We start from the raw sequence: 20745 nt of genomic DNA, 5'->3' as shown, positions 1-20745 counted from the left end.
TAAATAGGGAGAGTGCTCTGGGGAAAGGGGCTGCTCCCGGCAATGATAAAAAGAGGAGCAGACCATTATGATGTTTTCCAATACCGTCAAGGCCATCAGGGGGGCGTTGCTGGATATCCAGCAGGTTGTCACAAACCCTGAGCAGCTTGAGGATAGCCTGCGCTATGTCAGTGATGGTTTGCTGATCATTGATCAGGGTAAGGTTGCCTGGCATGGCCGCTGGGAGGATGGTAAGGATATGCTGCCAGAAGGTCTGCGTATCTGTGATTACCGGGGCAAGCTGGTGGTACCAGGTTTTGTGGATACGCACATCCATTACCCACAAATGGAGATCATTGGTGCCTATGGTGAGCAGTTACTGGAGTGGCTGAATACTTATGTTTTCCCGACAGAGCAAAAATACGGTAACAAGCGTTACGCATCAGAAATGTCGGGTTTGTTTGTGAATGAACTGCTGAAGAACGGTACAACCACTGCGATGGTGTTCTGCAGTGTTCATCCTGAGTCAGTCGATGCTTTGTTTGAAGAGTGCGACCGGCGCAATATGCGTATGATTGCCGGTAAGGTGATGATGGACCGTAACGCTCCAGACGCATTACTGGATACACCAGAAAGCAGTTATCAGGATTCCCGTCGTTTATTGAAGAAATGGCACAAGCGTAACCGTCTGCTTTACGCCATTACACCAAGGTTTGCCCCCACCTCATCACCAGAGCAGTTGGAAAAAGCCATGGCTCTGCGTGAAGAGTTTCCTGATGCTTATGTACAGACACACTTGTCAGAGAATTTGAATGAAATCGAGTGGGTAAAATCCCTGTACCCCGAGCATGATTGTTATCTGGATGTATACAACCACTATCGCCTGACCGGTGAGCGATCTGTCTATGCGCATTGTGTTCATCTGACGGACCAGGAATGGAAGGTGATGGAAGAAACCGGATCATCGGTTGCATTCTGTCCGACCTCTAACATGTATCTGGGCAGTGGCCTGTTCAATTATCGGCGGGCAGCTGATAACGGTGTTCGAGTGGGAATGGCCACAGATGTAGGAGCGGGTACTTCTTTCAATATGTTTGAAACACTGAATGAAGCCTACAAGGTTGTGCAGCTGCAAAAAGAAAAACTACCTGCCATTGAAGGGTTCTATCGAGCCACTCTGGGTGGTGCTCATTCATTATATCTGGATGATTGCATTGGTAACTTTAATGTTGGTAAAGAAGCAGACTTTGTCGTACTGGATCCGGTAGCGACCCAGGTTCAACAATTGCGGTGGGATAATTCCAAAGCCCTGGATGAAAAGCTTTTTGTCTTGATGACGCTTGGGGATGATCGAAATATTTATCGCACTTATGTGGATGGGCGTCTGGTTTATTCAAGCACACGATAACAAATCAAAAGATTTGTCGTTCCCATGCAATCATGGGCGTTAGAAAAATAACCTTTGCTGTTTAAAAACCGGATTTAACCCGGTTGTTATCAACCCTTCGCTTTCGTTGCAGTTTCAGGGATTCACCCGATCACTTCTGAAAGCACTCATCATCAAGGTATTACCAGATTATTCGGGAGTAACCCGCTGAGTAAGCGTTGATGAAAAAACAAGAGATTAATAAACGACCTAATATTTAATTAAATAACGGAATAAAGTCATGAGAATCGTAATTGCCCTGGGTGGAAACGCAATCCTGCAACGTGGAGAACCGCTTGAGTGTGAAATCCAGCGCAGAAACATCCGCAAGGCCGCTTCGGCTATTGCTCGTATTGCCCGCCATCATCAAGTTATTCTCACCCATGGTAATGGGCCTCAGGTTGGCCTGCTGGCATTAATGAATGATGCTTATAAAGGTGTATCACCCTACCCACTGGATGCCCTCGGCGCTCAGACCCAGGGAATGATCGGCTTTATGTTTGAGCAGGAACTGCGCAACCAGATGCCTGGACATAATATCTGTACGGTATCGACCCAGACACTGGTCAATCGAAACGACCCTGCTTTTGGTGATCCGGATAAATTTGTTGGCCCTGTTTATAACCGTGAACAGGCTGATGAGCTTCTGAAGGCTCATGAAGACTGGACCATTAAGGCTGATGGCCAATATTTCCGTCGTGTCGTTGCTTCACCCCTGCCAGAGGAAATTCTTGAGTTGTCTTCATTGCAGCATTTGATCTCTGATGAAGGGATCACGGTTATTTGTGGTGGTGGTGGTGGTGTACCGGTGACCAGAGCCGATGATGGACTGTTGCAGAATGTGGAAGCGGTTATTGATAAAGATCGCTCATCCCGTCTGCTTGCTGAAGGCTTGAAGGCAGATGCTTACCTGATTCTCACCGATGTTCCTGCCGTGGCTACCAACTTTGGTCATCCGGATTCAAAGAATATTCGTTGTGCGACACCTGAAGCAATGGATCAGTTCGACTTTGCCTCTGGCTCAATGGGGCCTAAAGTGGAGTCTGTCGTCGAGTTTGTTCGAAATGGCGGTAAGATGGCGGCTATTGGTTCTCTGGATCAGGCTGCAGAGATTCTGACGTCTGATTCAGGTACTGTGATCAGACCGGATGTTGCCGGTGGTATCAGTTACTATGAATAACCTCTGAGTATAAGGAGGTTGGGTTTACCAGTTTTCGGCGAAATCAAATTTTCATCTATAAGCCAGTTGTTGTGTATATGCACAACAATTGGACTATTTGCATTTTGTAATATCTGTCATCATCACAAATGATGACAGTAAATCAATATAAAACTGATTCTGTGATTTTTTATTTAATCTTGCTTTAAAGTTCCTGTTGCATATTTTTGTTATCTATTTCAGGTTTTTAAGGAGAAAATGCTGCTATTTTTACCTCTTGCTGGTAAAAAATATTTAGTAATTGTCCGATGATAAATTGTAATAAGAAGAAAATGATAGCTAATGAATAAATGTCGATTATTACTTTTTGTAGTTGTGGTAAATTAAAATAATGATTTAAATAAATAGGTTGGTTGTTTGATAAAATCATCTTAATGATTGGGCGAGCATGTATGAAAATATAATCGTAATTGGTGAGCTAAATTCTGTTTATCACATATACTGGGAAAACCTCAATGATAAATAGGAAAAAAATATGAGTTGGATGAGATGGTTATCCCCATTAATTATGAGTACTGCTATTTTAAATTCTGGTCATTCAATTGCAGAACAAGCTAATAAGGAAAAGCAGAGTGGATGCTTTTTAAAAAACGCAGTGTTTAATAATATAGTTGATGAAGAGTACAATGCTCCAATTCGGTTTGGATTTATGGAGGCTAACAGTGCCAAAAAAGAATCTGTCTATTTTGGGATGAAAGGAAGTGATTTTTATTTTGGATTTGGTCTTTCCCTGAATATAACAGATCCTGACAACTCCAGACGATTGGCTTATGAAATAAAGAACTCGGTTCCCAATATCGGTGGAAGTTTACCAGATTATGAGCTGATAAGGAAAAGTACAGGCGTGTTTGCCGCCTGTGATCAGGAACAATTCGTCATCATACTGCCTCAATCTGGTAATGAATTTTCTTTTTCACCCAAAGAATGGGTAGTTGCATTACCCCATGATCCAGGTCTTATGATTGAAGGAAGGCTGGTTTCATCACATGCAACGAATGTCTCATTCGGTCAGTCAGACAGAAAGCTGAGAGTAAACTTTAGTTCTTTTGCAGACAGGGTTATGGAGAAAAAATTGAGCAAGCTGGAAGAGCAGCCAGAAGTCCCTGTGATTGTGGTGGAAATGGAAGAAAGCATAAAAGCTTCTCACCCTGAGTTTGACAGTAATTCCTCATCCTATCAATTGACGCAGTTTCAGTCAGAAAACCAGATGCTTTCGTCATCTGATAATAAAAAATACATACAATCAATGAAGTTAAATAAGGCTAGGGAAAAGATTGATATGGTTAGAGATAAATTACAAGAGTTAATTAAACAGGTCGATGATGTTTTTCTTTGATTTTATATTTAAAAAAATATAAGTAGTTTTCTTGTAGGAAATTTATATTAAATTTTATATAAAGCTTGAGTGGTTTGAAATACAGAGTGAAGCCTGTCTGTGATAGGCCACTCATTGAGTCTATCTGTAATACTATTTATCTTACCCTTTAATTTTTGTATTTTCTGATATTCTTAATGCATCAGTTTTTTATTTATCCCAAGAGGACTTGAGTCTCTTCGGGGTTTGTAATGTTTTTTGTGGCAGGTTGTCATGATGGATGAGCTTGGCGGATATGCTCAATCAGCCTATTCTGGGTCGGCTGTTAGAGATTTAAGTAGTGTCCACTTAAGTGGATGTAATGGTCAAGAGGTCTGTATTCCGATAAAAATATACTCAAAGTTACGTGATCCAGTTACAAATGTGGATTCTGAAGTAAGGGGGGGGCATAGTGAAAGGCCGCTCAACAAAAGAAAAGCTTATATTTTGATTTCTGAAAAAATTAATTTCAGTGGTGATCCAAATATTCAAGTATATAAAGCTTTAGCAAGGGAACTTGGGAGAGTAAATTATATTGAGGTGATCAAAGAAGTTAGTCGGTTTTGGGGAAATAATCCTAACCCATTCAAGGGAGAAGAAAAGTACCATGAGCAAAAGCTATATATGGAGAATCTTCGTGGATTGATTGAAGATGAAGCATCTTGTCCTGAGTTTGATCCTGAAGCTATATTTCCCATTATTTCATCAGCCTTTAATATCTCAATTGAATACACCTGTGGTGGAATAAGGACAAAATATATTTCTTGCTTACCTGATTACTCCAAGGCTCAGGATTCTCTTAAATTAATTCGCTATCCTAATAACCCTGACTGGTTCATGTGGAAAACCTATCATCAAAGGGCAAGACACTTTATTGATCATAGGCCTGATCAGGATTTGAAAACTTCAGATAGGGCTGATGATCGTTTCTTAAGAAGTTTAAAGGAAGCAGAGCTCCTCTCATCTGGTGCATTGCAATTAGGTCATGAGGGGATGAGAGGTTATCTGGCAAGATGGGATGGTGAGGTTAGTGCAAGCCCTGAGACACTGAAATACTTGGGATTTGAACTGTGTCCTACGGCTCCTTTCGGAAATTGCTTTTACGAAGCTTCAGCCGGTCAGATCCATGGAGAAAACGCGGTTAGTTTGAGAGTCCTAATGCACAAAGCGGCCCTTAGGTTAATAGAGTCACCCACAAGAGCAATGAATAACGATTTACTAATCTTTGATCGTGAGTGGCTGCAAAATCAGGTAGAGGGAAAATATATTATCAGACATGTTCCTTACAATCCTGATAGAACTGAGAGCAGCTTAGCTTTCTGGGCAACTCTACAGCATGTGCCATTGCTTGCATACGCCGTAAGAAGAACAGTCATCGTATATGGTTATCAGCAGTGTGATCACTATGCCAGCGTTGCCAGTCTTGGTTACGGGCTTGATGGCAATAATCGCGATCTTGAGGATATTTCACCGAAGGAGGACGTTATCTATCTGGTATGCAAAGACGTTGGTGAAGGAGGCCATTATGATGGGCTGAGAAGAATAAAAAACGAAAAGGAAGAAGTCAGCTAACACTGACCCCTGCCTTGTAGACTTTCTAATATGAAAGCAATCCAGATATTAATGGATGGAATCCACTAATGCTCTGACAGCGTCAGCATCACGTGCTTTAAGACACTGCTCGGCCAATTCTTTCAGTTTTCCACTGTTTTGTTCACGCAGGATCTTTTTAATCATGGGAACAGACGGTGCAGACATACTGAACTCATCCAGACCAAGACCTGCCAGAATCAACGCAGCGCGTTCATCACCGGCAAACTCACCGCACATACCCGTCCATTTGCCAGCAGCGTGGGAAGCATCAATGACCTGCTTAACCGCTCTTAATACAGAAGGAGAGAAGCTGTCATACAGGTGGGCAATGTTTTCGTTACCGCGGTCTACCGCCAGAATATACTGAGTCAGGTCATTGGTGCCGATACTGAAGAAATCGAGCTCTTCAATCAACTGATCAGCAATCATGACAGCTGCTGGTGTTTCAATCATGATGCCCAGCTCACACTGCTCATCAAACGCAATACCCTGGTCTCTCAGGCTCTGTTTGGCCTGCTCAACATGCTCTTTTAGCTGCATCACTTCATTGACCGAAATGACCATGGGGAACATGATGCGCAGCTTACCAAAAGCACTGGCTCTCAGAATGGCACGAAGTTGAGTCTGCAGGATTTCCGGGCGGTCTAAACACATACGCACCGCACGCCAGCCCAGGAATGGATTCAACTCCTTTGGCAGATCCAGATAAGGAAGATCCTTGTCACCACCAATATCCAGGGTACGGATAATGACGGGTCTGTCTCCCATGGATTCAGCAACTTCCTTATAGGCCTGAAACTGAACTTCTTCAGAAGGCAGGGAGTTGCGATCCATAAACAGGAATTCTGTACGGTAGAGGCCTACGCCCTCAGCACCGTTGCGCAAAGCACCATCAACGTCTTTTGGTGTTCCGATATTAGCGCAAAGTTCGAAGTGTTTACCATCGACAGTAACTGCTGGTAGATCTTTCAGTTTTGCCAGCTCATTACGGGCACTGGTCAGTGCATCTTGCTGTGCACGAGCGGCTGTCAGTTGTTCGTCTGTTGGGTTAACAATGATTTGATTGTTGACCGCATCCAGAATCAGTTGATCACCATGCAAAATAGCAGTGGTTGCCTGCTGGCATCCAACCATGGCAGGAATTTCAAGAGAGCGTGCCATAATCGCCGAGTGTGATGTGCGTCCACCGACGTCTGTTACAAAACCAATGACCTTGTCCAGGTCAAGCTGAGCAGTATCTGAAGGTGTCAGATCATTGGCAATGACAATGGAGTTATCTTCCAGATTTTCCAGGCCAGAGATACGAATACCCAGAATATTTTTTACCAGACGCAGGCCAACGTCACGGAAGTCAGCAACACGCTCTCTCAAATAAGCATCTTCGAGCGTTTCCAGCAGCTGTACGTTACTTTGGATAGCCTCATGAGTTGCTGTAGCCGCTGGTTTTCCCTCGCCAATGAGGCTGAAGATTTCTTCTTCAAGCTCTTCGTCTTCAGCCACCATCATGTGGCCTTCAAATACGGCAGCTTCTTCTTCACCGAATTTACCCAGCATTTCACGATAGAGTTTATCGAGCTGAGTTGTGGTCTGTTCCCGGGCTTTTTTGAATCTTTCTATTTCGTTATTAACCTGGTCATCCGTTACTTTGTACTCTGGCAGGATCAGCTCCTGCTCACAGTGGATAACAGCTTTACCGATCGCAATGCCTTCGGATGCAATGATGCCCTTGATCATGGAAGTAACTCTTGAACCTGCTGAATTAAAAATCATCTAAAGCGGAGAAGTGTAACCACAGAGGTGGAGAACCTCTGTGGTTCAAAAATAAATTATCCTTCCAGATTTTCGATAACGACTTTTAGTTTTTCCATAGCCGCTACTTCATCATCACCTTCAATGGTCAGAGTGATAACGTCGTCTTTCAGGATACCGGCAGACATCAGTTTCATCAGACTTTTTGCGTTAGCTTTACGGCCTTTGTTTTCTACAGTGATGGAACTGGAAAACTCTTTGCAGGCTTTTACGAAGACGGCACCTGGGCGAGTGTGCAGACCATTTTCATTGGTAACCTGAATTTGTGCAGTTTGCATGGTTTCACTTCCTAAAAGTTTATATCCGGGCTCTCTTGGTCAAAAATAAAGAAGAGCCCTGGTAATGGTTTAATGATCGAATTAGCCTGCCCTTTAGGGGCATTTCCCGCTCAAGGCTGTAACAGGCTGTTTTTCAGTTCTCTGAAGTACTGCTGCCCCCAGACAGCAGGTTCAGGTTTGTCTTTAATCCAGCGCTTTATCCCCATCATCATTTCATTGACGAGGGCTGGGTGTTTTGAAGCAATATCATTGGTTTCTGCAGGATCGACAGTACGGTCATAAAGTCGAACCTGATTGTCATTCTGCCACCAGTGCAGGGACCATTTACCTTTGCGCACACTCCAACTGGCGGTGGAGTACTTTTCCAGATGTGGGCTGCTTGGCTCGATATCAGATTCTGAACGTCCGGAGACATATTCGAAGTAATCGCTCCAGAAGTCGTCATTCGGCTCTCCCCAGTGGAACGCACGGGGGCCTGCCCAGAACAGCATATCATGAGGGTCAGAAGGATTTTTGCCACTCAGGTGTGGCAGCAGGTTAACTCCGTCCAGATCCAGTGATGTCGGTTGGTTTAACCCAGATGCTGCCAGTAAGGTTGGCATCAGGTCCATGGTGGATACCAGGCCATCATAGATCATGCCTTTAGGCAGTGATTTACCCCAGGCAACCAGTGGTATGTGAACCCCACCGTCCATCAGAGAGCCTTTGTTCCCGGTTAACAGGCCGTTCTGTGGCATTGGTGAGTCAGCAACACCGCCATTATCCGGCATGAATAGGAAAATGGTGTTGTCAGCACGGCCAGAGGCTTCCAGCTCGTTCATCAGCAGAAGGATACTGTCGTCAATTGCAGCGATGGATGCGTAGTAATTGTCGACCTCCTGGTTTCCGGTATTAAAGCGGCCCAGGTATTTTTCCGGTGCCATGGCGGTCAGCGGAATATGGGGTGCCGCATGAGCATAATAAAGGAAGAATGGTTGATCTTTCTTCACACTGCGGATAAAGGCCAGCGCTTCATCCGTCATCTGGTCTGTCATGTAGCCTTTGGATTCAGCCAGTTCACCATTGCGCATCCAGGTTGGTGAGTTGTAGCTGGATACACCGGAAGCATGGAAGCCAAAGAAGTAGTCAAAACCACGGTCGGTAGGACGATAGCCTTCTTCTGCCCAGATAATCGAGTTGTCGTGGTAATCTCGTGAAGTAGAACCTTTCACCGCTTCTTTACGCACCTTGGCCAGGTGCCATTTACCAATAGCGCCGGTACGGTAGCCGTTGTTCTGGAAGACTTCTGGCAGGAAGGTCTCTTCCAGTGGAACACCAGGTTTTACATCGTCATTGTTGTAAATACCAAACTGGTGAGGGTAGCGGGAGGTCATGATGCCAGTACGTGAAGCGGCACAGACTGGGTGAGTAACGTGTGCGTTACTGAAGCGAACACCATCAACGGCCAGTTTTTTCAGCGTTGGCATGGCGGATCTGGAAGCATGGATAGCTGCATCCAGATCAACAGCATAACGCTCACTGACATAACGTTCCGCCAGAACGGTTTTGTTATAACTCTCAGGCAGGAAGTCAAACTGCCCAAAACCCTGATCGTCGGTGACCATCAAAATAATGTTGGGCGGATTCTTTTTATCCCCAAGTAATTGATTAACCCGCTGTGCGGCGCTGGTGCAGCCACCCAGGGTCAGTGGAAGCATGGCGGAAGCGCCAGTAATGCCAAGGGTCTTTAAAAAACTTCTGCGTTTCATGGTTATGCCTTCTGGAGTCCGTCTACTGCTTCACCTGCAAGCCGGGTTATCTCATCCCAGCGCTCCTCTTTTACCAGGTTGCCCGGACACACCCAGGAGCCACCAATGGCCAGAACATTAGTCAGTGTCAGATAATCTTTTGCATTGTGCAGACCAATACCACCAGTAGGGCAGAATTTAACGTCAGGGAAGGGGCCTGCAAGGGCTTTGAGCATGCTGATACCGCCAGACTGTTCAGCAGGAAAGAGTTTCAGCAGGTTATAGCCATGCTCAATGGCCTGAATAATATCAGACGGTGTAGAAACACCCGGTAGAAATGAAAGTTTCTGTTCTTTCGCTTCTTTTAATAGTGCCGGTGTTGCCCCGGGTGATACCGCAAAGTCTGCACCTGCTTTCAATACGGCTTCCACCTGACAGGCAGAAGTGACTGTGCCTGCCCCGGTAATACACTCGGGCATTGCCGCTTTGATTGCCTGAATCGCTTCCAGAGCACAGGATGTGCGCAGGGTAACTTCAAATACATTAATTCCACCGGCTGACAATGCTCGGGCAAGGGGAACAGCGTGACTCAGCTCTTCAATAACAATAACCGGAAGAACAGGGTAAGCCTTTGAAAGAATGTATTCGCTTGTCATGGAGCTTCTTCTTTTGTCAGCGCTTTTGTAAGAAGGGCTTAGGTTCATAAAACGACAATGCCTTTATATATCTTCTTAAGAGACTGCTATAACGCAGGCATAACCTCTTTGGGAATAACACCACCGCGATGCATGATCACTTCAGCAGCAAGACGATGACCGGCCTGGCATGCTTCAACGGGTGAAGCTCCAAGCATGCGGCTGCTCAGGTAAGCACCATTAAAGGAATCTCCAGCACCGGTGGTATCTACGGGCGTGCTGACCTTTTGGGCAACGACGGTTTGGACCTCGCCATTGGATTTCACCAGGCACGGTGAAGAGCCTCTTTTGATAATCAGCTCAGGAATGTGCTCAAGGCGTTGAAGCGTGTCTTCTACCGACTGGTCATTAAACAGCAGCTGCTCATCTTCGAAGGTCAGCAGAGCGATGTCGGTCAGCTCCAGAATCTGCTGATACCACTGTCGTGCATCTTCAGCATCTTTCCAGAGAGCCGGGCGGTGATTAGTATCGAAAGCAATAATCGAACCATTGTGTTTCGCTATTTTCAGTAAATTAACTAGCTGCTTTCGAGATTCGTAAGGTAAAATTGCAACCGTAATACCGGATAAGAAGATCAGACTGTTTTCAGAAGCTATGCTTTCTATCTGATCCTGAGTCAGAGCATCGGAAAACAGTGAACGGGCAGCAGATTCTGAGCGCCAGTAGTGGAAGCTTCTTTCACCGGTTGCATCGACATTGACCGAATAGAGACCGGGCAACTTACCCGACAGGCTGTAGACATGACGGGTGTCAATACCTTCGCTTTGCCATGCCGCTAGCATCCGGCTGCTGAAGTTGTCTTGTCCCAGGGCCGTAACATAGCGAACAGCGATATCTGTCTGTTGGCTGGCTGAAGCTTCCTTAAGAAGTCTTGCCATATAAACAGTGGTGTTAAGTGTATCGCCCGCAAAGTTTACTTTCAGAAACTTTTCGTTTTCGCTGTTGTTTTCACCCAAAACATCAGTTTGAGTGAGTTCGACCATGCATTCACCAATGCATGCTATGGAAGCCGGCTTAATGATCAGTGTCATAGTCTTTCGAATTCCTTCGTGTTTAGATGATGCTCTCACAAAATAGTTTTCATTTTAATGATCTCTATCATTATTAATGAAAAATTTTTGGTGTAAAAACTGAGTTTATCGCTGTTTTGAAAGCAAAATCACTAATAAGTGAAAATTTGAAACAAAAAATTGAAAGGCAAGTGAAAAGCCTGTATGTTTGCTGCAACTGTGTGAAAGCGCAGTTGAAAGAGAGGTTTAAATGAGTACTGTTGAGAGACGCGAAGCCATCGTTCGCCTGGTGCGTGACAAAGGTCTGGCTCGGGTGGAAGAGTTGGCTGAGCACTTCAAGGTATCCAGTGTCACGATCCGCAACGATCTTAATTACCTGGATAACAAAGGTCTCCTGCTTCGCTCTCACGGCGGTGCCATGGCCCTGGATGATGTTGTTAAAGAGATGCCTTTTGACGATAAAGGCTCTGTAAACATCTCCCAGAAGGAAGCAATCGGTGCAGCGGCTGCCAGACTCGTTAATGATGGTGAATCCATTATTCTTGACTCTGGTACCACTACGCAGCAGCTGGCAAAGCATCTGGTGAACAACAAAAACCTGGTGGTAATGACCAACGGGCTTAATGTTGCCAGTGAGCTGGTGAAGGCTTCCGGTATTGAGATCATGATGACCGGAGGAACCCTCCGTTCAAAGTCACACTCCTTTTATGGTTCACAGGCGGAAGACGCTCTGCGTCAATACCGCTTTGACAAGCTGTTCCTTGGGGTTGACGGATTTGATCTTGTTGCAGGCCTGACTACGCATTTTGATCGTGAAGCTACCCTGAACCGTGTGATGTGTGATATTTCCAGTGAAATTATTCTACTGGCAGACTCCAGCAAATTCGGTAGCAAGGGTTATCACTTCATCCGCTCTTTTGGCGCTTTCCATACGCTGGTAACCGATAAGGGGATACCAGCCGACTATATGGCAGGTTTGCAGCGTCAGGGAGTCAGAGTCATTATTGCTGACAGTTGATCGCTTTCGATAATTTTCAAATCGTTTTCTGATTTTTTCAGATGGTTTTGAAGTTATTGAAAGGTTGTAACTTTCATGTAATAACACTTGACCAGTGACGCCGCAGCTTAAATCGAAAGCAGTACATAAGGTGTTGCTGTGAGCAGTTTAATTGAGATCATCAGGCGTCATAAACAGGGAGCACAGTGTGGGGTTTACTCCATCTGCTCCGCTAACCGGCTGGTTCTTGAAGCCGCTATTCTGCAGGCCAGAAAAGACGGCTCCGGAGTCCTGATTGAGGCAACCTCCAATCAGGTTAACCAATTCGGTGGTTACACCGACATGAACCCGGTTGCTTTTCGCGAATACGTTTATGACATCGCCCGTGAGCTTGATTTTCCGGTAGAAAATATCTGGCTGGGTGGCGATCACCTGGGCCCAAATTGCTGGCAGAATGAGCCTGTAGAAGCGGCGATGGAGAAATCCCGTGAGCTGATTAAGGCTTACGTTGCTGCTGGATTCACCAAGATTCATCTTGACGCCAGTATGAGCTGTCAGGGCGATCCTTCAGTACTTAATGATGAAATTGTTGCTGCACGCGCTGCTAACCTTTGCAAGGTTGCTGAAGCAACTGCTGTCGAGTGCTTTGGTCAATCCAATATTGTTTATGTTATAGGAACTGAAGTGCCCGTTCCTGGCGGTGAAACTGAAGAAATTTCAGGCATTCACATCACTACGCCAGAAAGAGCTGGTTACACACTGGACTGTCATCGACGTGTATTTGAAGAGTCGGGCCTTCAGGATGCCTGGCAGCGCGTTGTTGGTTTGGTGGTTCAGCCGGGTGTTGAATTTGATCATACCTCTGTTATTGATTATCAACCGGAAAAAGCTGTTGAGCTGAGCCGGTTTATTGAGAATGACCCTAATATTGTTTTCGAAGCCCATTCTACCGACTATCAAACACCGGATGCCTATAAAGCGCTGGTCCGTGATCATTTTGCGATTCTTAAGGTAGGTCCTCAGCTGACCTTTGCCATGCGTGAAGCTCTCTATGCACTGGCTCATATAGAAGATGCCCTGGTGCCCGCTTCCGATCGCTCTAATATCCGTGAAGCCATGGAAGAGGAGATGATGGCGAACCCCGGGAACTGGGAAAAATATTATGCTGGCAATGACGACGATCGTCGTTTTGCCCGTACCTACAGTTACAGTGATCGTATCCGTTACTACTGGAATAGTGAGAAAGCTGATAAGGCATTAACTGCCTTATTGGAAAACCTCCAGAACCGGGTGATTCCAATGCCTCTGGTCAGTCAGTACCTGCCAGATCAGTACTGGGCTATCCGTCGTGGTGACATCAAGGGTAATGCTCGCTCTCTGGTTCATCATCGGGTTATGCAGGTAACTGAAGATTACGCCAGAGCCTGTTAATAACAGATGCACTGAAAATCAATTGTTTTAAATCACTGGCAAAAAGAAATTCGATTTTGTCGGACGGGGTTCTTTTGTCCCTAAAAAAGTCCGGCAAAACCTGAAGTGGTTCTTGGTTGCGAATTATAGCCCCTTCCTGGCTTTCAGAGTTGTAAGAAGGGCCGAGTTAAAAGCTGAATAGAGTTGAGTAGAAACATGAGTACTTATCTGGGTATGGACGAAAGCTTCCTTCGTGATATCGGAGGCGAGCAAACAGCCGTTGAAATCAGCCAGCAGCCAAGGGTATGGCGTGAAGCTCTCGCCAATATCGAAGCCTGCCGTGCAGAACTGGACGCATTTCTTGCGCCACTGCTGGCAAAAGAAAATCTGCGGGTTGTTCTTTCCGGCGCAGGTACTTCAGCTTTTGCAGGTCAGGTGGTTGCACCTCACCTGGCTCGTGTTACTGGTCGTCGTTTTGAAGCGGTTAGCACCACCGATGTTGTTGCTTCTCCTGCTGAGTGCTTTGCTGAACAGGTGCCAACACTGGTGATCTCCATTGCCCGTTCCGGTCGTAGTCCTGAAAGTGTTGCTACTGTCGAGCTGGCTGATCAGCTGGTTGATGAGTGCTATCACCTGTTGCTGACCTGTAACCCGGAAGGTGATCTGGCTCTGGCCAGTCAGTCCCGTAGCAACATGTTCTGCCTGTTAATGCCAGAGGGTACTAACGACAGAGGATTTGCGATGACCAGCAGTTACACCAGCATGATGCTGAGTGCGCTGTGTATCTTTGATCGTGAGCAGGGTACTGCTGAGCTGGTTGAAAAGCTGAGTCAGGTCACTGAGCAACTGCTGGAAGATAAAATTGGCGAACTGAAAGCACTGGCTGAGCAAGACTTTGAAAGACTGGTGTTTCTGGGTAGCGCAAGTCTGAAGGGGCTGGCGCAGGAAGCCTCTTTGAAGTTTCTGGAACTGACCGCTGGTAAGGTTGTTTCTGTCTTTGACTCCCCGCTTGGCTTCCGTCACGGACCTAAGTCCATCGTTAATGATAAAACCGTCATTATCGAATTCATGACCAATGACTCTTATACACGACAGTACGACCTTGATCTGCTGGCTGAGCTGCGTCGTGATGATAAGGCTGCACACATTCTGGCCATCTCCGATGAGTGTGACGATGATGTTCGAAAGGGTAATGCAATGACTCTGGGTCAAACACTTGAAACTGAAAATGTTTGGCTTTCGTTTCCTTTCATTGCTCTAGCTCAAGTTTTTGCATTCTTCAAATCCGTACAATTGCAAATAACACCGGATAACCCCTGCCCAACAGGTGAAGTAAACAGGGTCGTCCAGGGCGTCATTATTCACCCTTATAACAAACAGTGACCGATTGGTTAGATACTTTCAGGAGTACGGTATATGAACACACCCAACATTGCGCTGGTTCGTATTGATAACCGCATGCTGCATGGACAGATCGCTATCACCTGGAGCCATCACGCCGGTGGTAACCTGATTCTGGTAGCTAATGACTCAGCATCTGAAGACCCAGTTCGCCAGAACCTGATGGATATGGCGGCACCTCCGGGAATGGCGACTCGCTATTTCTCTATTCAGAAGACCATCGATGTTATTCACAAGGCAAGCCCTGCTCAGAAAATCGTTATGGTGGTTGAAAACCCTCAGGATGTGCTGCGCATGGTTAAGGGTGGAGTACCTATCAAGGAAGTGAATGTGGGCAACATGCACTTCAGCGAAGGTAAAAAGCAAATCCACAAAACCGTATCTGTGAACCAGAACGATATCGATACCTTCCGTGAGCTGACTGAACTGGGTGTGGTATGCACCATCCAGCGTATGCCAGAAGAAGAAAAAATCGAAATCATGAGCGCTGTTAACGAGGGATAAGCATGTTTATGGAAGCCCTGCTCGTCGCCCTCTGGGCGGCGCTGTGCGGCATCGACAAGTACGATGTCGCTTTGAATATCCACCGTCCTTTGATCACCGGCACCGTTGTCGGCTTGATCATGGGTGACCTTCAGACAGGCCTGATGGCCGGTGCTGCAATGGAGCTGGCCTGGCTGGGTCTGGTACCAAACGCTGGTGCACAACCACCCGATGTTTGTATCGGTGCAATCATTGGTACCGTTTTTGTCATCCTGACCGGTGAAAACCCTGAAGTGGGTATCGGTATTGCCATGCCATTCGCTGTAGCGATGCAGAGCCTGGTTGTATTGCTGTTTACCGCTTTCGCGCCGGTTATGCATAAGTGTGATGAGTATGCCAAGCGCTGCGATACCCGCGGTATCGATAACATGCTGTACCTCGGTCTTGGTGTTCGTGCTCTGCTTTATGCAGTGGTTGCATTCCTGCCCGTTTACTTCGGTGCTGAGACCGCTGCTGCCATCGTTGCATTGCTGCCAGAAGAAGTACTTGCTGGACTGTCTGCTGCCGGTCGTATGATGCCTGCTATCGGTTTTGCAATGCTGCTGAAGATCATGCTGAAAAAAGAAGTGGCGGCTTACTTCTTTATCGGTTTCGTACTGGTTACATATCTGAAGCTTCCTGTTCTGGCTATCGCCATTCTCGGTACCTGTATTGCTGTACTCGATTACATGATGCGCAGTGAACGTCAGCAAACTGTAGCCCAGGCCCAACCAGCATCTGCACATGGAGATTTCAGCGATGGCATCTAATACCGCATATGTAAATGACATCGCTGAAGGTAAAGCGCTGGTAGACGGCGTGAGCGATGAGATCCTGAATCAGGATTACTTTGAAGATCAGTCTAAAGAAGAAGTGATTACCAAGAAGGATCTGTGGAATATCTCTATCCGCGGTCTGTTCATGGAAGGTAACTTCAACTACGAGCGTATGCAGGCCGGTGGCTGGGCTTACACCCTGATCCCTATCCTGAAGAAGATCCACAAGAACAAGAATGACCTGGCAAAGTCATTGAAGATGCATCTTGAACTCTTCAATGCCTCTCCAAAGCTGTTCACGTTTATCGTTGGCCTGGTGGCTGCGATGGAACAGAACAAAGAGAAGCCAAGTACCATTCGTTCTCTGAAAGTAGCAGCAATGGGGCCTACCGGTGGTATCGGTGATGCTATCGACCACATGACCCTGATGCCAATCACCCTGGGTATCGGTGCATCGATTGCTCTGGACGGCAGTGTGGCAGGACCTTTCGTGTTCTTCTTCCTGTACCAGATGATTCACTTCCCACTGTACTTCTGGTTGACCTTCTACGGCTACCAGTCCGGTGTGAATGCCCTGGCTCAGCTGAAAGAGAAAACAGTTCTGCTGTCCCGTGCGGCCACCATTCTTGGTTTGACCGTGGTTGGTGCACTCAGTGCCAGCTTTATCAAGATCTCCACACCGTTGGTGGTGGAGGCCGGGCAGGCGACGGTGCACATACAGACGGATCTTCTCGATAAGATCATGCCAAACCTGTTGCCCCTTGGTTTTGTCTTCATGATGTATTACCTGGTGCAGAAAGGTAAATCACCCAGCGGCCTGATTGGTCTGACCATGGTGATCGGTATTGCCGGTAAGTACCTGGGCATCCTGTAACAACGTTCATCGAGGGGAGTTTCTCCCCTCTGAAAAGCCTTTAGCTCTTAATCGTCTTTATAGAATGTCATCTTCTCCCTGCAGCACATCAGGATGGCATGTTGAAGTATTGAGGAATTGAACATGATCGGTCTCGTAATTACTGGCCATCTTAACTTTGCCACCGGCTACCAGTCTGCCGTGAATGCCATTGCTGGTGAAAATCCACAGGTTGAGTATGTGGACTTCCTGGAGTCTATGTCTACCGATGAGCTGGAGCAAAAGCTCCGCGAAGCAGCAGACAAAGTTGACAGCGGCGAAGGCGTTCTGTTCCTGACTGATATTCCTGGTGGCTCACCTTTTCAGCGTTCAGCGAAAGTAGCTGCTGATATGACTAATGCGGATGTGATTTCCGGCACCAACCTGGTGATGGCTGCTGAAGCCTGTCTTGAACGCGATGGCATGGAACTGGGAGAGCTGGTTCAACAGGTGATGGAAACCGGGGTAGAAAACATCAAGAGCTTCCAGCAGGAACTGCGTGCGGTGAAAAGCACTGACGCTATGGATGATGGAATTTAAATGATGATGGACTGCATCACCGATAGCCAATATGCACTGAAAGCTTCTCAGGTTTTTACCCCTGAAGGCATTCTGGACAATGCGTTTGTTCACATCAGTAATGGCAGGATCGACTCGGTAAGCGACAGCCTGAAAACTGGCTACACACTGGTGGATCTTGGCAATCACAAACTGATGCCGGGACTGATTGATATGCATATTCATGGGCAGAGTGGTGCAGACACCATGGATGCGACACCGGAAGCACTGGCGACGATTGCCAACGATCTTCCAAAGACAGGTGTCGTTGGATTTTTGGGGACAACAGTAACGGCTCCCTGGCAGAAGGTTTTGGCGGCACTGGCTAATGTCAAAAGCACCATGGCTGTCGGTCTAGAGGGGGGAGCGGAAATTCTGGGTACATATGTTGAGGGGCCGTTTTTTACACCCCGACATAAAGGTGCTCATCCGGAAGAGTTTTTCTTGGCGCCTTCTCAAGAGCGTATTGCTGACCTGCTTGAAGTGGCCGGTAACTCTTTGAAAGTCGTTGCCCTGGCTCCTGAAACCGAAGGTGCTGTTGAAGCAACAAAACAACTGGTTGCCAATGGCGTTCGTGTTGCCATGGGGCATACCGATGCAACCTACGACCAGGTGGAAGACTGCATCGAGGCGGGCGCCACTATCGGGGTTCATCTCTACAACGGGATGAGTGGTTTGCATCACCGCGAACCAGGCAGTGTTGGCGCCATGCTGGCTAGTGACTCGGTGATCGCAGAAATGATTGCAGACGGCGTTCATGTTCATCCGGCCGTTCTTAAGCTGAGCTGGAAGTGCAAGGGAACAGAAAGGTCTGCATTGATAACAGATTGTATGTGTGCCGGTGGCCTGCCTGATGGAACGTATCAGCTGGGAGAATTACCGGTTCAGGTAAAAAATGGCGTAGCTCGCACGGAATGCGGTTCACTAGCGGGCAGTACACTTTCGCTGAACATGGCCATTAGAAATATGACCCGTCTGGCAGAAGTGCCTGAGTGGGATGCCGTCAGAATGGCATCTGAATTACCTGCTCGAATTCTTGGGGTGAATGACCGGATGGGATCCATTGCTGCAGGTATGGAAGCCAGCCTGACTGTAATGGACGACGATTTTAATGTACTGCTGACTCTCGTTAAAGGTCAGCAGGTATTTTCTGCTTGGAGTGAGACAAATTAATGGCACTTTATTCAACAAGACAAATGTTGCTGGATGCTCAGGCGAATCAATACGCAGTGCCAGCTTTTAATATCCACAACCTGGAAACCGTTCGCGTCGTTGTTGAAACGGCTGCTGAAATGCGCTCTCCGATCATTCTGGCGGGTACGCCTGGCACCATCAGCTACGCAGGTGCTCGATATCTGGTGGCGATTGCCCAGACAGCGTCTGAAATTCACGACATTCCCATCGCACTGCACCTGGATCACCACGAATCTCTGGGTGCGATCAAGCCGCTGATCGATATGGGTGTGAAGTCTGTGATGATCGATGGCTCCCATCATGATTTTGAAGAAAATATTCGTATCGTCCGTGAAGTCGTCCAGTACGCCCATGCCCGTGACGTTACCGTAGAAGCAGAGCTGGGTCGTCTTGGCGGTCAGGAAGATGACCTGATTGTTGATGAAAAAGATGCGCTGTATACCAACCCTGCACAGGCGGCAGAGTTTATCGAACGTACTGGCATTGACTCTCTGGCTGTTGCCATTGGTACTGCTCATGGCATGTACAAGTCTGAGCCAAAGCTGGATTTTGAGCGTCTGGCTGAAATTCGCAACGTCACCACAGCACCTCTGGTTCTGCACGGAGCTTCCGGTATTTCTACTCCGGACGTACGTCGCACCATCGAGCTGGGTGTGACCAAGGTGAACGTTGCTACTGAGTTGAAGATCGCGTTCTCCGACAAAGTAAAGGAATACTTCCTGGCTAATCCGGAAGCTAATGATCCTCGCAAATACATGGAGCCGGGCAAAGATGCCATGGCGGCCCTGATCCGCGAAAAAATTGATATGTGTGGCAGCAGTAACCGCGTTTAAGCGGTCTTGAGTGTGTAAAGAACCAAGTAGCCTTTGTCCGTCTTCGGGCGGACTTTTTTTTCCGAATTAATAGAGGATGTGTCTGAACACGTCTTCTCATGATAAAGAGCAGAGAAGAGAGACTTATGGAAATTCGTCAGCCAATTCACAGTGATCACGCAAAACAGCTGGACACCGAAGGTCTGCGTCGTGAGTTTCTGATCGATGGCATTTTTGCCAACGGTACTATCAATCTGACCTACAGCCATGTTGACCGCGTGATTGCCGGTGGCTGCATGCCTGGCACTGAAGCCGTAAAACTGGAAGCCGGCAAGGAAATCGGTGCTGACTTCTTCCTGGCTCGCCGTGAGCTGGGTGCTATCAATATTGGCGAAGCCGGTATCATTATTGTTGATGGTGTTGAGCACGAAATTGGCAGCCGCGAAGCCCTGTATATTGGCATGGGCGCTAAAGAAGTCGCCTTTGCCAGCGTTGATGCTGACAAGCCAGCCAAGTTCTACCTGAACAGTGCACCAGCACACGCAGCTTACCCAACCAAGAAAATCACCCAGGAAATGGCCAGCCCTGAAACACTGGGTGATTCTGAAACCTGTAACCGTCGCACGATCTACAAGTACATGGTTCCAGCGGTACTGGACACCTGCCAGCTGGCTATGGGTATGACCATTCTTGAGCCAGGCAGCATCTGGAACACCATGCCTTGCCATACCCATGAGCGTCGTATGGAAGTGTACTTCTACTTTGATATGAAAGACGACGGTGTTGTTTTCCATATGATGGGTGAACCAACAGAGACCCGTCACCTAGTAGTGCGCAACGAACAGGCGGTTATCAGCCCAAGCTGGTCCATCCACTCCGGTGTTGGCAGTGCTAACTACACCTTTATCTGGGGCATGGCTGGTGAGAACCAGACCTTCTCTGATATGGACTTCGTGCCAATGGGCGACCTGAAGTAATCGTATTGAATAATCCTCATGCCTAGCATGAGGATCGAAAAGATCAAGATAGTTTGTGACTGACCTGTTGTTTCGTAAAAAGCGTTATTAACAGCAGCGTTGGAAAGCTCAAGAAT

At 47.0% G+C, this 20745-nt stretch carries 19 protein-coding genes; 14 read left to right on the top strand and 5 right to left on the bottom strand.

All coding sequences use genetic code 11. The annotated features are described in order from the left end of the window. Positions 1–67: 67 nt before the first annotated feature. From guaD to GV64_RS22785, 4 genes are all read left to right on the top strand, one after another. Positions 68–1387, top strand: a complete 1320-nt coding sequence (gene guaD / locus GV64_RS22800) for a guanine deaminase (protein WP_020581905.1) — start codon at positions 68–70, stop codon at positions 1385–1387. A 259-nt stretch (positions 1388–1646) separates the two neighbouring features. Then, positions 1647–2585, top strand: a complete 939-nt coding sequence (locus GV64_RS22795; protein WP_020581904.1) for a carbamate kinase — start codon at positions 1647–1649, stop codon at positions 2583–2585. A gap of 514 nt (positions 2586–3099) precedes the next feature. Next, positions 3100–3960, top strand: a complete 861-nt coding sequence (locus GV64_RS22790; protein WP_152554167.1) for a hypothetical protein — start codon at positions 3100–3102, stop codon at positions 3958–3960. A 252-nt stretch (positions 3961–4212) separates the two neighbouring features. Continuing rightward, complete coding sequence (locus tag GV64_RS22785; RefSeq protein ID WP_152554166.1) at positions 4213–5550, top strand: hypothetical protein; 1338 nt, start codon at positions 4213–4215, stop codon at positions 5548–5550. 48 nt (positions 5551–5598) lie between these two features. Here the strand turns inward: GV64_RS22785 and ptsI are convergent, their stop codons facing one another. From ptsI to GV64_RS22760, 5 genes are all read right to left on the bottom strand, one after another. Next, entirely contained in the window at positions 5599–7305 is a 1707-nt protein-coding gene (ptsI, locus tag GV64_RS22780) for a phosphoenolpyruvate-protein phosphotransferase PtsI (RefSeq protein WP_020581901.1), read from the bottom strand. Positions 7306–7397: 92 nt separating this feature from the next. Beyond that, the gene (locus GV64_RS22775; RefSeq protein ID WP_020581900.1) at positions 7398–7658 is read right to left on the bottom strand and encodes an HPr family phosphocarrier protein; all 261 of its coding nucleotides are present in this window, start codon (positions 7656–7658) and stop codon (positions 7398–7400) included. A gap of 110 nt (positions 7659–7768) precedes the next feature. Beyond that, positions 7769–9406, bottom strand: coding sequence for a sulfatase-like hydrolase/transferase (locus tag GV64_RS22770; protein ID WP_020581899.1), 1638 nt, complete (start codon positions 9404–9406; stop codon positions 7769–7771). A 2-nt stretch (positions 9407–9408) separates the two neighbouring features. Continuing rightward, on the bottom strand, positions 9409–10041 hold the full coding sequence (locus tag GV64_RS22765; RefSeq protein ID WP_020581898.1) for a bifunctional 4-hydroxy-2-oxoglutarate aldolase/2-dehydro-3-deoxy-phosphogluconate aldolase: 633 nt from the start codon (positions 10039–10041) through the stop codon (positions 9409–9411). A gap of 86 nt (positions 10042–10127) precedes the next feature. Continuing rightward, the gene (locus tag GV64_RS22760; protein WP_020581897.1) at positions 10128–11111 is read right to left on the bottom strand and encodes a sugar kinase; all 984 of its coding nucleotides are present in this window, start codon (positions 11109–11111) and stop codon (positions 10128–10130) included. A 229-nt stretch (positions 11112–11340) separates the two neighbouring features. Between GV64_RS22760 and agaR the strand changes: the two genes are divergently transcribed. From agaR to kduI, 10 genes are all read left to right on the top strand, one after another. Then, on the top strand, positions 11341–12108 hold the full coding sequence (gene agaR / locus GV64_RS22755) for a transcriptional repressor AgaR (protein ID WP_020581896.1): 768 nt from the start codon (positions 11341–11343) through the stop codon (positions 12106–12108). Between the two features lie 138 nt (positions 12109–12246). Further along, positions 12247–13518, top strand: coding sequence for a D-tagatose-bisphosphate aldolase, class II, non-catalytic subunit (locus tag GV64_RS22750; protein ID WP_020581895.1), 1272 nt, complete (start codon positions 12247–12249; stop codon positions 13516–13518). A 195-nt stretch (positions 13519–13713) separates the two neighbouring features. Next, complete coding sequence (locus GV64_RS22745; RefSeq protein ID WP_034844483.1) at positions 13714–14880, top strand: SIS domain-containing protein; 1167 nt, start codon at positions 13714–13716, stop codon at positions 14878–14880. Positions 14881–14913: 33 nt separating this feature from the next. Beyond that, positions 14914–15402: a PTS N-acetylgalactosamine transporter subunit IIB gene (gene agaV / locus GV64_RS22740; protein ID WP_020581893.1), complete on the top strand. Its 489-nt coding sequence runs from the start codon at positions 14914–14916 to the stop codon at positions 15400–15402. A 2-nt stretch (positions 15403–15404) separates the two neighbouring features. Then, positions 15405–16190 (top strand): PTS N-acetylgalactosamine transporter subunit IIC, encoded by a 786-nt coding sequence (agaW, locus tag GV64_RS22735; RefSeq protein ID WP_020581892.1) that lies wholly within the window; start codon positions 15405–15407, stop codon positions 16188–16190. Next, positions 16180–17070 (top strand): PTS system mannose/fructose/sorbose family transporter subunit IID, encoded by an 891-nt coding sequence (locus tag GV64_RS22730; protein ID WP_020581891.1) that lies wholly within the window; start codon positions 16180–16182, stop codon positions 17068–17070. The genes agaW and GV64_RS22730 overlap by 11 nt, the downstream gene beginning before the upstream one ends. A 123-nt stretch (positions 17071–17193) precedes the next feature. Continuing rightward, complete coding sequence (gene agaF, locus GV64_RS22725; protein WP_034844481.1) at positions 17194–17628, top strand: PTS galactosamine/N-acetylgalactosamine transporter subunit IIA; 435 nt, start codon at positions 17194–17196, stop codon at positions 17626–17628. Then, complete coding sequence (gene nagA, locus GV64_RS22720; protein ID WP_020581889.1) at positions 17629–18819, top strand: N-acetylglucosamine-6-phosphate deacetylase; 1191 nt, start codon at positions 17629–17631, stop codon at positions 18817–18819. It begins immediately after the preceding gene. Then, the gene (locus GV64_RS22715) at positions 18819–19673 is read left to right on the top strand and encodes a tagatose bisphosphate family class II aldolase (RefSeq protein WP_034844478.1); all 855 of its coding nucleotides are present in this window, start codon (positions 18819–18821) and stop codon (positions 19671–19673) included. Before nagA ends, GV64_RS22715 begins: the two co-directional genes overlap by 1 nt. A 125-nt stretch (positions 19674–19798) precedes the next feature. Beyond that, positions 19799–20629 carry a 5-dehydro-4-deoxy-D-glucuronate isomerase gene (kduI, locus tag GV64_RS22710; RefSeq protein ID WP_020581887.1) on the top strand — a complete coding sequence of 277 codons (831 nt, stop codon included), beginning with the start codon at positions 19799–19801 and terminating at the stop codon, positions 20627–20629. Positions 20630–20745: the final 116 nt, after the last annotated feature.

This window comes from Endozoicomonas elysicola (assembly GCF_000710775.1).
GTDB lineage: Bacteria > Pseudomonadota > Gammaproteobacteria > Pseudomonadales > Endozoicomonadaceae > Endozoicomonas > Endozoicomonas elysicola.
Note: the sequence above shows the minus strand (reverse complement) of the source record. Positions and strands in the feature narration are given on the sequence as shown.

Excerpts from the sequence above, each read along its gene's own strand:
- GV64_RS22730 (WP_020581891.1), top strand. The coding sequence starts at position 16,180 with ATGGCATCTAATACCGCATATGTAAATGACATCGCTGAAGGTAAAGCG.
- guaD (WP_020581905.1), top strand. The coding sequence starts at position 68 with ATGATGTTTTCCAATACCGTCAAGGCCATCAGGGGGGCGTTGCTGGAT.
- GV64_RS22775 (WP_020581900.1), bottom strand. The coding sequence starts at position 7,658 with ATGCAAACTGCACAAATTCAGGTTACCAATGAAAATGGTCTGCACACT.
- GV64_RS22760 (WP_020581897.1), bottom strand. The coding sequence starts at position 11,111 with ATGACACTGATCATTAAGCCGGCTTCCATAGCATGCATTGGTGAATGC.
- GV64_RS22770 (WP_020581899.1), bottom strand. The coding sequence starts at position 9,406 with ATGAAACGCAGAAGTTTTTTAAAGACCCTTGGCATTACTGGCGCTTCC.
- kduI (WP_020581887.1), top strand. The coding sequence starts at position 19,799 with ATGGAAATTCGTCAGCCAATTCACAGTGATCACGCAAAACAGCTGGAC.
- agaW (WP_020581892.1), top strand. The coding sequence starts at position 15,405 with ATGTTTATGGAAGCCCTGCTCGTCGCCCTCTGGGCGGCGCTGTGCGGC.
- nagA (WP_020581889.1), top strand. The coding sequence starts at position 17,629 with ATGATGATGGACTGCATCACCGATAGCCAATATGCACTGAAAGCTTCT.
- GV64_RS22785 (WP_152554166.1), top strand. The coding sequence starts at position 4,213 with ATGATGGATGAGCTTGGCGGATATGCTCAATCAGCCTATTCTGGGTCG.
- GV64_RS22790 (WP_152554167.1), top strand. The coding sequence starts at position 3,100 with ATGAGTTGGATGAGATGGTTATCCCCATTAATTATGAGTACTGCTATT.
- agaV (WP_020581893.1), top strand. The coding sequence starts at position 14,914 with ATGAACACACCCAACATTGCGCTGGTTCGTATTGATAACCGCATGCTG.
- agaF (WP_034844481.1), top strand. The coding sequence starts at position 17,194 with ATGATCGGTCTCGTAATTACTGGCCATCTTAACTTTGCCACCGGCTAC.
- GV64_RS22795 (WP_020581904.1), top strand. The coding sequence starts at position 1,647 with ATGAGAATCGTAATTGCCCTGGGTGGAAACGCAATCCTGCAACGTGGA.
- GV64_RS22765 (WP_020581898.1), bottom strand. The coding sequence starts at position 10,041 with ATGACAAGCGAATACATTCTTTCAAAGGCTTACCCTGTTCTTCCGGTT.
- GV64_RS22745 (WP_034844483.1), top strand. The coding sequence starts at position 13,714 with ATGAGTACTTATCTGGGTATGGACGAAAGCTTCCTTCGTGATATCGGA.
- GV64_RS22715 (WP_034844478.1), top strand. The coding sequence starts at position 18,819 with ATGGCACTTTATTCAACAAGACAAATGTTGCTGGATGCTCAGGCGAAT.
- agaR (WP_020581896.1), top strand. The coding sequence starts at position 11,341 with ATGAGTACTGTTGAGAGACGCGAAGCCATCGTTCGCCTGGTGCGTGAC.
- ptsI (WP_020581901.1), bottom strand. The coding sequence starts at position 7,305 with ATGATCAAGGGCATCATTGCATCCGAAGGCATTGCGATCGGTAAAGCT.